The sequence below is a fragment of the Fluviicola taffensis DSM 16823 genome (genome assembly GCF_000194605.1).
Classification (GTDB): domain Bacteria; phylum Bacteroidota; class Bacteroidia; order Flavobacteriales_D; family Crocinitomicaceae; genus Fluviicola; species Fluviicola taffensis.
This window is the reverse complement of the sequence record NC_015321.1, coordinates 2,664,359-2,680,283: the sequence shown is the minus strand read 5'-3', so window position 1 is coordinate 2,680,283 and position 15,925 is coordinate 2,664,359. Positions and strand designations below refer to the sequence as shown.

Below are 15,925 nucleotides of genomic sequence, written 5' to 3'. Positions count from 1 at the left end.
GGTATTCGTCGAAATTGAATCATCTATCTGAAACAAATTGTAATTTCGTATCATGATAGAAAAAATCATTCAAAAAAGACTAAATCGTTGGTTGCTAAGTATATTATCTGGTATTCTTTTAACGATTTCTTTTCCCGAAACAGGTGGGATTACCTTTTTAGCATTCGTTTCTTGGATCCCACTTCTTTTAGTTGAATCCCATTTTCACACTCAAAAAAAGGCTTTTAGCTTGTTTCTACATGCTTATTTAACCTTCTTCATTTACAATTTGGGGACTACTTGGTGGGTTTACAATGCAAGTCCAGGTGGTGCGTATATGGCATTTTTTGCGAATAGTTTATTAATGGCACTGGCTTTTTTGTTATACCATTTACTGAAACGAAAATTAGGCACAAAATGGAATGGACCAATCCTTATATGTGTTTGGCTATCCTTTGAATTTTCTCATTTTCACTGGGAATTATCATGGCCATGGCTAACCTTAGGAAATGTTTTTGCTTCTAAAACCACTTGGATTCAATGGTACTCAATTACTGGAGTTTTGGGAGGATCGTTGTGGATTTTGATCCTTAATTTATTGCTCTATAAAATCCTCATCCAACCAAAAAACTGGTATAAAAGCACTTATTTTATTCTTGGGGTTATAGTTCTCTCCATTCCACTTATTTTTTCAACTATCCTTTATTTCTCGAAAAGCACGGAAGGAAAACCTTATAATGTGGCAATTCTTCAACCCAATGTTGATCCTTATGATGAAAAATTTGTACTAAGCAATGATGAACAATTGAAGATTCTATTAGAGCAAGCCGATAAATCCATTTCAAAAGAGACACAACTCGTAATCGCTCCTGAAACAGCACTTTATCCAATCGGATATATTTATGAAGACGGATTGCGAAAAGAAACATTTTTCCATATAATCAATGAACATCGTGCACGTTGGGCAAATGCCGGCTTCTTAATTGGTGCATCTACATTTCAATTATTCGATACTAAAAATTCAGCTGCCAGTCATTTTGAACCTCAATTCAATTCGTATTTGGAAAAATACAATTCTTCCATCCTTTTTGATAATACCCCAGAACCGAAAATCATTCACAAATCAAAACTGGTATTGGGTGTCGAGAAAATCCCTTTTGTTGGGATATTCCCCTTTTTAGAAGACCTAGCAGTAGAAATGGAAGGCGGATCAGGAAGTATGGGAATTGAAAAAGAGCCTAAAATTTTCGAGAAAAATCGCGTAAAATTCTCTTCAGCAGTTTGTTATGAATCAATCTATGGTGGTTTCATTGCAAAACAAGCTAAAAAAGGGTCGGAATTTATCGCTATTATTACCAATGATGGCTGGTGGGGCGACACTCCTGGCTACAAGCAACATTTTCAATTTGCGCGCTTGAGAGCTATCGAGAATAATAAATACGTTGTTCGATCTGCAAACACTGGAAAATCCGGAGTAATCAACAACCGTGGGGATATTTTGAAAGAAACCGCATGGTGGAAAAAAACACAGTTCAATTATACCATTCAGCTGAATTCAAAGAAAACACTCTATCAGATTCTTGGAGATTTTATCGGTTATTTTGCACTAGCTGGATTGGGCATGTTTGCATTCTTAAGATTTTTACGAATCTTTAAAAGAAGGACGGAAATTTGATTTGATAAACTAAGACTTTAGCTTATCAAATAACAATTAGCGAAACAGTCTCTTACTCAAAATGTAAAATTCCGTACTTGTCTTTTTTACTCATTGCAGAGAAAATAACCTGATGCGTTTGATAATTTACACACGATAATTTCAAACAAACAAAACCTTCAATGGCGTCGTAATGGGAAAATAAATTGCGTTTGGTATCTCCCGTTTCTAGATTCACAACCGTTCGTGCTAGGCAATATTCTTTGTATCTCAAAGAGTTTGAAAATGAAATTCGGGTTCCTTTGTAAGTTCCTAATTCATCGTAATTTTGAGTATTATCATTGAAAAATAAAATTAGGTCTCCCTTACTAAAATAGCTAATTAAAGAGGAAAACTGACCATAATCATTGATGGACTCTTGCTTTTTAGGAATTTTTCGAAACCAGTTTAACTCCCCCAATTTTGAAATAGAATAAACGATACAATCGTTGTAATTGTAATAATTGGTAATCTGATTCATTCCTCTGGAATCCGCAGAATTCACTTCATAAATGTAATATTGTTCTGCAAGTACATTGATGGAACCATCTGGCAACAAAGCAATATTTCTAAATGCATAATTGAGTAATTCTCCATTCACATTTTGCATCGAATAGATATCGTCTGAATCCTTGTTTTCTTGATCCAAAATTTCTTTAGGAAATTCTAAAAATCGTGTAGAATCTAAAGAATTCGTCAATAAAGAAAAGGTTGAATAAAAGATTCCTTTTGCCCCTTTAGATTCTTCATCTCCCCAAGTACCTGTGATTATTGCCAGTGAATCGTTAGATGTAATTGAAAAATTGTAAACTTTCGTCTGAACCATATCCAGTTCGTGAATTTTCAATGAATCTTCCGCGCTCATGTGAATAATCACCGATTTATCTACTAATCCAAAATCCTTCCAAGTACTAAGATATGCCTTTGAAAACACTGAAACACCTAAGAAATAATCTCCTTTGTTGGTTAAATGTCGGGCCTCAACAGATGTCACCTTCGAATCGTATGGAATTTCATACTCTCCCTCACGAATTGATTTCAATTGAACATTTAAGATATTGTATCCAAATCGATCATAGGTTTCCTTTTTAGCTGGAATTAAATAATCAACAACTAAATAGTTACTACTAGGCGAAATTTTTGTTGTCACCAAAACGTTTCTACTCCACCCTTTTGGAACCACATAAGAAGCAACCACAAAAGGCAAACCATACTGATCTACATCATCATCATACTCTTGTAAATACAGAGTAACTGAGGCCCCAACTTTATCAGAGAAAAGTGCGAAAAGACGATTATCGAATAGAAACACATCCTCCAATGTGACCATTTTTTGGTCAATTCTAGGTTCTATCTTTTTCGAAATAACCTCCATCCCATTTTCAAAACGCGAAACTTTCGCTGCTGGCATTAGGGATGAATTGGAATAATGAAATGTGAAAAACACCCCATTATTCTTGGGTAGAATTGCTAAAGTATTCGGACGGGAAAGATTATTCGGCCCCCAGTCAATTTGCAGTGGCAATTGCGCCCAAAAAGAAGTGCTTAATCCTAGAAAAAAGAGAAATTGAATAAATCGCAAGGCTTTTTTTCTGTAATATACTAAAAGATTTGTTACACCAGTTTAACTCCTGTATAATTCGATGGGGTTATCTCTTTCAATCTGTTTTTCATCGTTTCATCGACAGCTAGAGTATCAATAAATTCGTGAACGGTGGCCTGAGTAACTTTCTCATTCTTACGAGTTAATCCCTTCAAAGCCTCGTAAGGTTTTGGAAAACCAATACTTCTCAAAATCGTTTGAATTGCTTCTGCAACAACGGCCCAATTGTTCTCCAAATCTTCTTGAATCGCTTGTTCATTCAACAACAACTTTTTCAATCCAGCGATTGAAGCCTTGAAAGCAATCAATGAATGTGCTAATGGCATTCCAATGGCTCTTAAAACAGTTGAATCCGTTAAGTCACGTTGCAATCTTGACACAGGTAATTTAGCTGAAAGATGCTCATACAAAGCATTTGCAATTCCAATATTTCCTTCTGAATTTTCAAAATCAATTGGATTTACTTTATGTGGCATCGCTGAAGAACCAACTTCACCTTCTTTCAATTTTTGCTTGAAATAATCCATTGAAATGTAAGTCCACATATCACGGTCTAAATCCAAAATAATCGTATTGATTCGTTTCAAACAATCAAACAAATTTGCCAATTGGTCATAATTTTCAATTTGAGTGGTCAACTGACTTCTTGTTAAACCCAATTGATCATTGACAAATTTATTTGAAAATGCCACCCAATCAGTTTCTGGAAACGCCACTTGATGAGCATTGAAATTACCTGTAGCACCACCAAATTTGGCTGCAAATGGAATGGTTTTAAGAATTTCCAATTGCGTTTCCAATCGGTAAACAAAAACTCCAATTTCTTTTCCTAAAACAGTTGGAGAAGCTGGCTGACCATGTGTTCTAGCTAAAAGCGCAATCGAAGACCAATCGTTTGTATATCCTCTCAACACTTGAATTAACTCATTCAATGCAGGAATATAAACCTCACCAACAGCTTCTTTTAGACTTAAAGGAATTGATGTGTTATTAATATCTTGAGACGTCAAACCAAAATGAATAAACTCCAAGTAGTTTTCCAATCCCAGATTTTGCATTTTATCTTTCAAGAAATATTCAACCGCTTTCACATCGTGATTGGTTGTTTTCTCAATGTTTTTAATCTCTAAAGCATCATTCTCGGAAAAAGCGCTTACAATTTCACGCAGCCTCGGAAAAACGGAAGTTGATACTTCTTTCAAAGGACCAATTTCTGCTTCAACCAAAGCAATGAAGTATTCAACTTCCACATGCACCCGGTACTTAATCAATCCGAATTCGGAAAAATAAGGTGCCAATTCGTTCACTTTTGAACGGTAGCGCCCATCAACTGGACTAATTGCTGTTAGCGATGTGAGAGACATTGAATTACTCATACTTAGATTTTTTTGAAGGTGCAACACTTACGCTGAAGCTTCAGCGAAGGCGCAAAGATAGTTCTTAATTAATTACGAATTACGAATGCTTAATCCCTAATTGAGCGAAGTTCACTAACTTTGAGAATGCGATTTTTTAAAAACTTGCTGATTGGATATCGAGCTTACATCAAGGCCTTTCGTTTAATTCTTGATTACAAGCTTTATCTGTATATTATATTCCCAGCAATCTTGATGCTTGGAATTTATCAGATTGGGTTTATGATTCATATTCACGAACCAAAAGCGAACGCCACCAATATGAATGGGATTATTTGGTTCTTGATTAAATTAATGACAGAAATTCTCATTGCCACAACTTTGATGCGCTTTGCAAAATACTTGGTGGTGATTCTACTTGCGCCTCTCTTTTCTAAAATATCTCAAAAAGTAGAGTTTATTTTAACTGGAAACAGGTATCGATTCAATTTCAAACAGTTGGTTCAAGATATTCAACGAGGACTCAAAATTGGCATCCGAAATATCATGTGGGAAGTCTTTTTCTTCACGATCATTTTCCTTGTTGGAATACTTGGATGGGGAGATTTCAACCAAAGTCCTATTCGCCATATTTTATTTTTTATCAGTTTCTATTATTACGGCTTTTCCTTCATGGACTACATTCACGAAAGGTTGCAGATGAATGTTCAAGAAAGCACGCAATTAGCACGTGAAAACAGAGGGATTGCTCTTTCTATCGGATCTGTATATTCCATTTTAATTTGGAATTTCATTGATCTAAATACCCTTTTTGATTGGTCCACTTTTAGCACCGATCCTGGACATTTTATCCTCACCTTTTTAACCAATCTAGGACTTTGGCTTTGCGCTTCTTTTGCTCCAATTTGGGCAATCGTTGCAGCAACCATTGCTATGAATGATTTATTAGATTTGAAAACCACGCCCAAAGATCAATTTTCTGAGAATGTTTTGAGATGAAGGGAAAGTTCAAAAGGTGTTTAAGGAAATCTATATTGAACTATTGAACTATTGAACTATTGAACTATTGAACTATTGAACTATTGAACTATTGAACTATTGAACTATTGAACTATTGAACTATTGAACTATTGAACTATCAATAAATATGAATTCAACAACATCCGTTATTATTCTCTGCTGATTTTTAATTTTTTTGTATTACTTTGTCTCCAAATTATTCAACAAATAAATATGAAAATCCTATTCGGAACTCTATTACTACTGCTAGTTTCAACGAAATCTTTCGCTTTAACTGCTAATCCAAAAGATAGTATCACTGGAATTATCGATAAATCAGCAGCATTAATCAAAATTGATCAAGGAAAACAATTAGTCACAGACAATAAAATTCGTGAAGCATTATTGGTTTTTCGTGAAGCTGCAATTAAGGATCCTAACACTTGGAAAGCATCTTATTGGATTTCATTCTGTCATTACCGCTTGAAAAACTTCGGGTATGCAAAACAATATGGAGTTGACGCTATAACAAAAGGACCAGATGACGTGGATGCTGAAATATATGACATTTTGGGTGTCGCTTGTCAAAATTTAAATGAATTGGACTCAGCGGCAACGTATTTTCAACTCGCTTTAAAACACCTTTCAAAAGCAAGAGCGAAAGATTTAAATATTGAGCATAAGATTGCTTCGGTAGAATTTGCAAAACAAAATGCCACTCAGAAAAATTTAAGATTATCCTTATTGGGAGATGTGAATTCTGGTTACAACGATTATTCTCCTGTATTGACTAGTAACGGAAAACGCATTTATTTTACATCTCGTAGAGCCAATACAACTGGCGGATTGATGAATCCAGATGATCAGGAATATTTCGAAGATGTTTACACAGGTGTTTGGAATGAAAAGATGCAAAAGTTTGATAGTATCTCGAACAATGTGGAACGAATCAACGGACCTGGCTTTGAATCCATGTCTTGGATGTCAAAAGATGGACTTCATGCTTTTGTTACTTTAAACAATACTGCAACGAGTGCTAAAAAAATGACTGGAAGTTCTGATATCTGCGAAGTGGAATTCACCAAAAAAGGAAAGTGGAATGTTCCAAAAGTTATTTCAAACAAATCAATAAATTCCAGTTTCTTTGAAGGCTCAGCAGCATTAACTGCAGATGGAAATACGATGTATTTTGTTTCCGACAGAAAAGGAGATAAACGATCTACAGATATTTATGTCGTACAGAGAACTGGTAAAAAATGGGGTGACGCAAAAATATTAAGCGATAGTATTAATAGCGATTTCCGTGAAACTACGCCATTTATTTCTGCAGATGGAAGATTCTTGTTCTTCAGCTCTGAAGGCCATGTTGGAATGGGTGGATTGGATGTTTTTGTTTCTGAAAACACAGGAACAGGTTGGACAAAAGCTAAAAACCTTGGTGGTTCTGTAAATTCAGTAAATGATGATACTCATTTTGTGATTTACAAAGAATTAGGGAAAGCTTATTTAAGCGGACTAACTATCAACGAAAAGAAAAGTAGTATTGATATTTTTGAAATTGATTTAAGTAAATTGATTTTACCAGTTAAACTATAAATTGAACGAATTGAATAGATAAACGTACCTAACTGGGTACGTTTTTTTTTACCCCAATAAACCATGAAAAAAATCACATTTATTTTACTATTACTTCCTTTTTTCGGTTGGAATCAAAAGGAAAGTAAAGCAGAATCGGTTATCCAAAAAGTAACCGTTTTTAAAGAAGGTGCTCAAGTGGAGCATGCTAAAAAAATGAACCTAACTGCAGGGAAACAAGTAGTCGTCTTTCAAAAACTAACCGATTTCTTAGATCCTAGCTCTATTCAGTTGAAATGCTCTCAAGAAGCAACTATTCTAAGTGTTCGAACAAGAAAGAACTTTGATGATAAAACAATTGCTGAAACAGAATTGACTGAAAAGAATGACCGTAAAAAAACACTCGAAAAGCAAGAGCGCGTTTTACGTGATGAATACAAAGTATTGCTTCTCGATGAACAATTATTATTAAAAAATAATAGTTTAAGTAGTCAGCAGCAAGCCATGAAGATTGCTGAGCTAAAGGAAGCTTCCCTTTTCTTCCATGCCAAGTTATCTGAAATCAACACGCGTAAATCCCAATTGGATTCCGAGATTGAAATCGTCGTTCGAAAAATCAATACAATCGAGCAAGAAATCAATACGAGAAAAGGATTACCCGTTGTTAACTACACTGAAATTGAAGTTGAACTAGACGTTAAAAACGCTGGAAATATCGATTTCACATTTACCTACATTACACACAAAGCTTCTTGGAAACCCTATTACGACATGCGAAGCAATGGTGTTGGAGCTCCAGTAATTCTGGAAGCTAAAGGATTAGTGACTCAAAGTACGGGAATTGATTGGAAAGACGTCCAATTGATTCTTTCAACAAATGATCCTTATGACAACACATTGGAACCTACGATTTATCCTTGGGAAGTAGATTATTACAGACCTGCACCAAGTAAACAAATCATCGAACGAGAAATTCCAGAATACAACTTTGATGGAGAAACCATTCACGGAGAAATTACGGATGCCACTTCCGGTGAACCTTTAGCTTTTGCTAAAATTTCCATGAACAGCAATCCATTGAACAGTTTCACCACTGATGCTACTGGTCATTTTTCATTCGCGGTTCCAAGAGGAGAACGCGGTTATTCCATCACATATTTGGGATACCACACGAAATATGTAACAATCAATGCTCCATATATCAAAACACAACTATATCCCGAAGCCGTTGCAATGGAAAAATTGAACAATCCTTTTGGAGGAAATGGAAAATGGGCAGAATCGGAACAAGAAGTGAGTGATTCATATAAAAGTCTAGAAGAAGTTTCTATCAGTGCAGAATCGAGAAACACAAAATCGAAAGTTCAAATGAGTACAATTAAATTTGACAAGAAAGCTCTGGAACGAACTCCTGGAGTAGCTTCTAAAGATGTTTATTCTGCTACAATTGCAAATCAAGTGGAGAAAGACTTACGTATGGAATTCCAGATCGAAACACCCTTTTCAATTCCTTCAGATGATGCCGATCACCGTGTGGCAATTGCTACTTATCAAATGAAAGCCGATTATGAATACCACGCCGTTCCAAAATTGGATGAATCGGTTTATTTGGTAGCGCAAATATCTGGTTGGGAAAAATTGAATTTATTGAATGGAGAGTCAAATTTATACTTTGATGGAACTTATATTGGTAAAAGCTTCATTGATGTAAATTCTGCCAAAGACACTTTGAGTTTCTCTTTAGGAAAAGATAAGAAAATTGTTGTGCAAAGAAAACGAAGTGAGGAAATGAGTAAAACACGTTTGCTCGGAAATCGCTACAAATATGAAGTAACTTGGGATTTCACCATTCGAAATAACGGTGGAGCTGCAATTCCTATTATCGTTAAAGATCACTTCCCTATTTCCATCAATGATGATATCAAGGTGAAACAAGGAACGTATATTGGGGCAACTTTGGATGAAAAAACAGGAATCTTGACTTGGAAATTCATCACAAACAAAGGTGAATCAAAGCAATTCAAGTTTGATTATCAAGTAGATTATGGCAAAAACCAGCCAGTTTACTTGGAATGAAAAACCTTATAAACTTCAAAAGCATCCGTCAGTGACGGATGCTTTTACCTGATTATGAAGAAAAATTACTATTGCTTCACCAACTGAATCTGAAAGACCAGAAAGTGGCGCAATAAAATATGCTGTTAATTAAAATAATACCGTAGAACTTAGTAGTAAGTATGCAGTGTGTCTCTTAGCTTTCAGCATTACGAAATTAAAAAATCAATTTTAATCTCCAAATATTAATCTACCAGAATTATCGATTAAATGATAAGAGGTTCGTTTTCAGTCTAAACGGCAAAATGATTTGTTAGCCCACTCAAATGATTCCAAAAGTCAGGATAACTTTTAGAAACTGCTTCTGCATTCGTAATATTTGTTTCTCCTATTGCTAGTGTTCCAGCGATAGCCATACACATTGCAATCCGATGATCGTGGTGAGAATCGACAGCTGCTCCATTCAATAATCCAGTACCAAAAACGGTCATGAAATTGCCTTTCAGTTCGATTTTCAATCCCATCTTACCAAATTCACTTTGCAAAACCACTCCTCGATTACTCTCTTTGTGAATCAATCTATCGACTCCTTTGAAAGTCGAGATTCCATTACATTTAGCTGCCAAAACCACCAGTGCTGGAAATAAATCCGGGCAATCGGTCGCATCAAACATAAACGAATGAAGCTCCGAACCATCGATACGTATTGTTTGCGCTTCAAAACTGATTTTGCAACCAGCACTAATCAAAGCATCCAATAACACTTTATCCGCTTGTAAGCTATTCATCTTTAATCCTGAAACGGTGATTGAATGCCCTACAGCCGCAGCAACCAACCAATAACTCGCAGAGCTCCAATCTGCTTCTATGGAATAATCAGTTGATTGATACAATTGATTTCCCAATATTTCAAATTGACTACCAGCTTGTTCTATTTTGATTCCAAATTGTTTCAAGGTACGTATTGTCATCTGAATATAGGGTCCAGATTTCATGTCTAAAACAGTCAAAACACTTGATTGACGACTTCTTGGAAGTGCCATCAACAATCCAGAAATGAATTGAGAACTCAACGATCCATCAACAGTTATAGTCGTTCCTACAAGTGGCCCTTGAACTTCAAGCGGTAAAAATCCGTGATTCGATGCAACTGCGCAGCCAAATTGAGGCAAAACGGCATCTAAAAAATTCATAGGTCTTTTAAGTAAACTTCCTCTCCCAGTCAAAATTACTTTTTGATTAAAACTAGCAGCCACACAAGTCAACAAACGCAACCCTAGACCAGATTCTGCAGCAGATAATTCAACATTTTCAGGAAAGTGACTTATCCCACTAATTTCCACCTTCGAATCAGAAAGAACATTGATTTTCGCGCCCATTTCTGCAACTGCTCGAAGCATCGCTTGTTCGTCATCACTTTTACCAACTCCTGTTAAAACGGATACACCATCAGATAGTGCAGCACAAAGGATTGCTCGTTGAGAATCACTTTTAGATGCTGGAATTTGAATAGTTCCAGAAAGTAAACCAGGCTGAACAATCTGTTTCATCACTCTTCCTTCTTTGCGGAATTATTCATCACCCTTACTTGATGTCGAATCGATTCTTGATGAATGGCATCCATCACTTGTCTCACAAACCGCTCACTCAAATTATATTCAGTCGCTTTATTCAATCGAGCAGAAATCAGTTTTTTCCAATGCTCGGGCTGTAGAATCGTAATATTATGTTCCTTTTTGAAAAGCCCCAAATCTTCACTCAACAACATCCTTGCAGTCAGAATTTCGAATAAACGATCATCCAAATCACCAATTTTCTCTCGAATGATGGAAATTTGTTCGCTATCCAATTTTTCGGATTTCTGAGATCTTAAAACCAACGAATCTAAGAGAATTCCTAAATTTTCAGGTGTCAACTGTTGTGCTGCATCCGACCAAGCAGCATCTGGATTTCGATGTGTTTCAATAATCAATCCATCAAAATTCAAATCCATTGCTTTTTGAGAAACTTCTAACAACAAATTACGATTTCCTGTAATGTGACTTGGATCATTAATAATAGGCAAATTAGGAAGTCGTTCATGTAATGCAATTGGAATTTCCCAATTGGGCACATTTCTATATTTAGGGTGTTTATAGACCGAAAAACCACGATGAATGGCTGCAAGATCTTTGATCCCCACTTTTTCTAGGCGTTCAAAAGCCCCAATCCACAATTCTAAATCAGGATTTACGGGATTTTTGACCATTACTGGAATTGTTACTCCTTTCAACGAATCAGCAATTTCTTGCACAGCAAAAGGATTCACAGTTGTTCGAGCTCCAATCCAAAGCACATCTACTCCAGCTTTTAAAGCTTGTTCCACATGTTTGGTATTAGCTACTTCAGTAGTCGTTGGAACACCCAACTCTTTTCCTGCATTGACTAACCAACTCAATCCGATTTCTCCAACTCCTTCAAACGAGTCTGGTCGCGTTCGAGGCTTCCAAATTCCAGCCCGCAACATATCGATATTACAAAATTGTTTAATCTGAAGTGCCGTTTCTATTACTTGCTCTTCTGTTTCTGCACTACACGGTCCTGCTATAAGAATCGGTCTTTTGCTCCCTTTTTGAAAGATGCTATTCATGATAAAACCAAATTACCTAATAATTACGAATTATGAATGCCTAATTCGTAAGAATAGAATTTTATAGATGAATAATGGTCAGCTAAAGTAAGGGGGATTATTTTTAAAATAAGCACTTGAGTTAACAACTCTGTAACGAAGTAACAATTAAATTTGCAGCATGAAAGCGGATACGAAATCATACGACACAACAAAAACGACCTATCCGATTCTTTTCGCAATTGCTTTTGGGCATCTACTGAATGATTTGATTCAAGGAGTTTTGCAGCCCTTATTCCCTCTGATTAAAGAAACGCAGAATCTGGATTATGGACAAATCGGCTTCATCATGTTTGCATTTCAAATTACTTCCTCGCTTTTTCAGCCTATAATAGGTTCCATTACAGATAAATATCCCCAGCCTTATTCCTTTAGTTTCGGAATGCTATTTGCAATTGCTGGAATTATTATTTTGTCCTATTCAGAGAACTTCACCATGACCCTCACTGCAGCTTGTTGTATTGGGCTTGCATCGTCAGTATTTCATCCAGAAGCTTCACGTGTTGCTTATTCTGCTTCAGGCGGAAGGAGGAGTCTCGCTCAAGCCATTTTTCAATTAGGTGGAAACGGCGGCACAGCTCTTGGCCCAGTTTTAGTAGCCTTGTGCGTTATCCCATTCGGACAAAAATACACCTTGTTGTTTGTCATCGCTGGATTAGCTGGGTTTGCAATTCTGTTATTTGTTAGCCGCTGGTACAAAGGATATTTACAAGAGCATCTCAAAAACACAAAAGCAAGAATCATCACACATCAACTTTCCAAACGACGAATTTACATCTCGGTAGGAATCCTGTTACTATTGCTTTTCTCCAAATACTTTTACACTGCCAGTATTTCGAGTTATTTGATTTTCTATGCGGAAGAGCGGTTTAATTTGCAGGGAACACAAGGCCAATTGTTGTTGGCAGTTTATCTTTTTGCAATTACACTTGGAACAATAATCGGAGGATTAGCAGGCGACAAATACGGTCGTAGAAACATCATTTGGTTTTCAATCTTAGGAGCAGCTCCATTTACCTTGCTTTTACCTTACATGGATCTGACTGGAACGATTGTTTGTTTGGCATGTGCAGGTTTTATTCTCGCTTCAGCCTTTCCATCAATTCTTGTGTATGCTCAGGAATTACTTCCAGGAAGAATTGGAATGATCTCAGGAATGTTTTATGGTTTCGCTTTCGGAATGGGTGGAATTGGCGCTGCTTTCCTTGGCGATTTAATCGATAAGCGCGGAATTATTGAAGTATATCACATCTGCTCATATCTACCACTTATAGGAATTGCTGCAGTGTTCTTGCCTTCGTTTCGAGTGAAAAAGAATTCTTAATTTGGTGAGTTATTTTTTCGCTGGCGCCTGATAAAACTCTTTCAAATAAGCGGGTTCAAAATAAGCCACATCTTCGAACTGTTTATTCAAAAATTTCTGATACGCTATGTGAATCTGTCCTTTTGCAGACGGTTCCAGCTCTAGATCAAAAATAATGTTTCGAGCGCTCCAAATCTCTTGCATTTTCGAAGCCCCATCCCCAAAACAAACAAACGGCTCAAAATCACTATATGAATCTTCATCCAAAACATCCGCACTTACTGGTTTTAATATTTCCAACTCGAAATTGGTTATCAATGAAAAAACCTCCATTCTACGTGCGTCAATCATCGGACAGAGAACGGAATTGGGATATAAAATACTTGCCACTTCTGCCATCGATTGAAGCGTATCAACAGAAATAAGTGGAATATTCAATGCGTAACACAAACCTTTTACTGTTGAAACGCCAATCCGCAGCCCGGTATATGAACCAGGTCCAGCAGAAACTGAAACAGCCGATAAACTTTGAACGGTAATTCCTTGAAGATCCAACACTTTTTGAATGAGAATCGTGAGTTGTTCACCATGCGAATAACCATCATCTTTAAATTCCTGAAGCTGGGTTAATTCACCATTTAAGGACAAAGCAACCGAACATACTTTTGTGGCGGTTTCAATGTGTAAAATTGTTGTCATGCTATTTATTACAGGGATTCTAAATCACTAAAAACTTTTAAGGAAGAACTTCCAATTTAAATCCAATTCCATGAATATTAGAAATTGAAATTTGGGGATCCATCGAAAAATACTTCCGCAGTTTTGTGATAAATACATCCATACTTCTTCCTGCGAAATAATCATCTTGTCCCCAAACAGCAGTAAGGATATTTTCTCTTGGAACAACTGAGTTAATGTATTTACCTAATATTTTTAAAACCATTGCCTCCTTCTTCGTAAGCGTTTTTTCAAATTCAGGATGTTTCAATGTGAAATTTTCAGTGTCAAACAGATAAGATCCTATCTGAACAATTTTTTGTTCTGGCTCATCTTGAATATTTACACGTTTCAAAAGCGCTTTTACACGAACAGAAAGCTCATCAAAGGAAAATGGTTTTGTCAAATAATCGTCTCCTCCAGCATTGAATCCCGCCACCTTGTCTTCTGTCATAGCTTTCGCAGTAAGGAAAATAATTGGAACCTCTTGATTCATGGTACGAATCTCTTTCGCTAACGTAAACCCATCTTTTTTTGGCATCATTACATCAAAAATGCACAGATGAAATTCATCTTCTGAAAAACGCATGTGCCCTTCCATTCCATTGGAGCATAAAACGACCTGATATCCTTCAGATTTTAATTGATCAGAAATAACAAACCCCAAATTGGTATCGTCTTCAACTAATAATATTTTAGCCTTTGATTTCATTCTAAAATGATTGTTTGTGTGAAGATAGTAAGAAAATAATTGGAAGTGATTGTTGATAAGAAATAGAACCGAATAGCCTAAAAAAAGATAAGAGCTCAAGACGGGCGTCTCAAGCTCTTATCACACTAATCAACCTAACCTACTACTACTTCAGCAAAGATACGGCATATTAGTATTCCAATTTCACTTTTAATTGAGTCTTACAAAAATTGACAAATAAAGGATTTAAAGAATAGCGTAAACGATTTGGTGATCATCTGTTAAATTATTAACCTGTTTACACAATACATTGGCATTTGAACCGAATAATCAATCAATACACCCGATAAAATATTACCTAGGCAAGTATGATTACAAATTAAGATTCCAAGAAAGAGTAGTTTTTTTGACTAAAAAATTGGTGTTTTTTGATGTTGAATGGATGAATTTGTTGATGAGTGGAATATGCGTCCAAAAAGTGTAACTCATTAATTTCAAGCCTCTGAATCAGCTATCTCGATTTAGTGTATCAATATAATTAGTAATTAACTCGTTCACTCGAAATACTTTACTACCTTTGAAAGTATCTCAGAACTCATTAAGAATGGATAAAATTTTAATAGTTGATGATGAAGAAGATATCCGAGAAATCCTTGGATATAATCTGAAAAAAGAAGGATTCAAAGTCTTTCTTGCCGAAAATGGCCAAACGGGAATTAGCATTTGTAAAGAGGAGAAACCTGATTTAGTGATTCTCGATGTGATGATGCCTGGTATGGACGGAATCGAAGTGTGCGACCAAATTAGAAATACAAAAGGTTTAGAAAACGTATTGATTTGTTTTTTGACAGCTCGAAATGAAGATTATAGTCAAATTGCTGGATTGGATGCTGGGGCGGATGATTACATTTCAAAACCCATTAAACCACGCGTTTTGATTAGTCGTGTTCATGCACTATTAAGAAGAAAAGAGTCTGTGCAAGCCAAACCTACTGGCACCCCTGATTTAGTGATTAATCGGGAAAAGTATTTGGTCATCAAAAATGGTGAAACACTTCACCTTCCCAAGAAAGAATTTGAATTGCTTTCACTTTTGGCGTCAAGACCCGAAGTTGTATTTGAAAGAGATTTAATCTTAGAACGTGTTTGGGGAACCGACATCATTGTTGGTGACAGAACGATTGATGTTCATGTAAGGAAACTGCGTGAAAAAATTGGCGACGACTACATTCAAACAGTAAAAGGAATCGGATATAAATTTCGAGGAGAGAAATAAAAAATTAGGGG

The 15,925-nt window shown here is 36.1% G+C and carries 12 protein-coding genes; 6 read left to right on the top strand and 6 right to left on the bottom strand.

Translation table 11 applies throughout. From position 1 onward, the window contains the following. The first annotated feature begins 52 nt into the window (after positions 1 to 52). Positions 53 to 1,654 carry an apolipoprotein N-acyltransferase gene (gene lnt, locus FLUTA_RS11710; protein ID WP_013687094.1) on the top strand — a complete coding sequence of 534 codons (1,602 nt, stop codon included), beginning with the start codon at positions 53 to 55 and terminating at the stop codon, positions 1,652 to 1,654. Between the two features lie 52 nt (positions 1,655 to 1,706). Here the strand turns inward: lnt and FLUTA_RS11705 are convergent, their stop codons facing one another. Then, positions 1,707 to 3,083 carry a hypothetical protein gene (locus FLUTA_RS11705; RefSeq protein WP_043023791.1) on the bottom strand — a complete coding sequence of 459 codons (1,377 nt, stop codon included), beginning with the start codon at positions 3,081 to 3,083 and terminating at the stop codon, positions 1,707 to 1,709. 203 nt (positions 3,084 to 3,286) lie between these two features. Further along, positions 3,287 to 4,639, bottom strand: a complete 1,353-nt coding sequence (gene purB / locus FLUTA_RS11700) for an adenylosuccinate lyase (protein ID WP_043024274.1) — start codon at positions 4,637 to 4,639, stop codon at positions 3,287 to 3,289. A gap of 138 nt (positions 4,640 to 4,777) precedes the next feature. On the opposite strand from purB, the gene FLUTA_RS11695 reads away from it, so the two are divergent. The 3 genes from FLUTA_RS11695 to FLUTA_RS11685 all read left to right on the top strand — a co-directional run bounded on the left by FLUTA_RS11695 (position 4,778) and on the right by FLUTA_RS11685 (position 9,280). After that, positions 4,778 to 5,629: an EI24 domain-containing protein gene (locus FLUTA_RS11695; protein ID WP_013687091.1), complete on the top strand. Its 852-nt coding sequence runs from the start codon at positions 4,778 to 4,780 to the stop codon at positions 5,627 to 5,629. Positions 5,630 to 5,863: 234 nt separating this feature from the next. Beyond that, positions 5,864 to 7,225 (top strand): PD40 domain-containing protein, encoded by a 1,362-nt coding sequence (locus FLUTA_RS11690; RefSeq protein ID WP_013687090.1) that lies wholly within the window; start codon positions 5,864 to 5,866, stop codon positions 7,223 to 7,225. A 63-nt stretch (positions 7,226 to 7,288) separates the two neighbouring features. Then, positions 7,289 to 9,280 carry a mucoidy inhibitor MuiA family protein gene (locus FLUTA_RS11685; RefSeq protein WP_013687089.1) on the top strand — a complete coding sequence of 664 codons (1,992 nt, stop codon included), beginning with the start codon at positions 7,289 to 7,291 and terminating at the stop codon, positions 9,278 to 9,280. Positions 9,281 to 9,552: 272 nt separating this feature from the next. Here FLUTA_RS11685 and aroA read toward each other — a convergent pair whose 3' ends face one another. Both aroA and FLUTA_RS11675 read right to left on the bottom strand, forming a co-directional pair. Then, positions 9,553 to 10,809: a 3-phosphoshikimate 1-carboxyvinyltransferase gene (aroA, locus tag FLUTA_RS11680; protein ID WP_013687088.1), complete on the bottom strand. Its 1,257-nt coding sequence runs from the start codon at positions 10,807 to 10,809 to the stop codon at positions 9,553 to 9,555. Then, on the bottom strand, positions 10,809 to 11,888 hold the full coding sequence (locus FLUTA_RS11675) for a chorismate mutase (RefSeq protein WP_013687087.1): 1,080 nt from the start codon (positions 11,886 to 11,888) through the stop codon (positions 10,809 to 10,811). The genes aroA and FLUTA_RS11675 overlap by 1 nt, the downstream gene beginning before the upstream one ends. A gap of 160 nt (positions 11,889 to 12,048) precedes the next feature. Here FLUTA_RS11675 and FLUTA_RS11670 point away from each other — a divergent pair, with 160 nt between their 5' ends. Further along, complete coding sequence (locus FLUTA_RS11670) at positions 12,049 to 13,251, top strand: MFS transporter (RefSeq protein ID WP_013687086.1); 1,203 nt, start codon at positions 12,049 to 12,051, stop codon at positions 13,249 to 13,251. Between the two features lie 9 nt (positions 13,252 to 13,260). Here the strand turns inward: FLUTA_RS11670 and tsaB are convergent, their stop codons facing one another. Both tsaB and FLUTA_RS11660 read right to left on the bottom strand, forming a co-directional pair. Continuing rightward, positions 13,261 to 13,929, bottom strand: a complete 669-nt coding sequence (gene tsaB / locus FLUTA_RS11665) for a tRNA (adenosine(37)-N6)-threonylcarbamoyltransferase complex dimerization subunit type 1 TsaB (protein ID WP_013687085.1) — start codon at positions 13,927 to 13,929, stop codon at positions 13,261 to 13,263. 37 nt (positions 13,930 to 13,966) lie between these two features. Continuing rightward, the gene (locus FLUTA_RS11660) at positions 13,967 to 14,659 is read right to left on the bottom strand and encodes a response regulator transcription factor (protein WP_013687084.1); all 693 of its coding nucleotides are present in this window, start codon (positions 14,657 to 14,659) and stop codon (positions 13,967 to 13,969) included. A 583-nt stretch (positions 14,660 to 15,242) separates the two neighbouring features. Here FLUTA_RS11660 and FLUTA_RS11655 point away from each other — a divergent pair. After that, positions 15,243 to 15,914: a response regulator transcription factor gene (locus FLUTA_RS11655; protein WP_013687083.1), complete on the top strand. Its 672-nt coding sequence runs from the start codon at positions 15,243 to 15,245 to the stop codon at positions 15,912 to 15,914. The last annotated feature ends 11 nt before the right edge of the window (positions 15,915 to 15,925 follow it).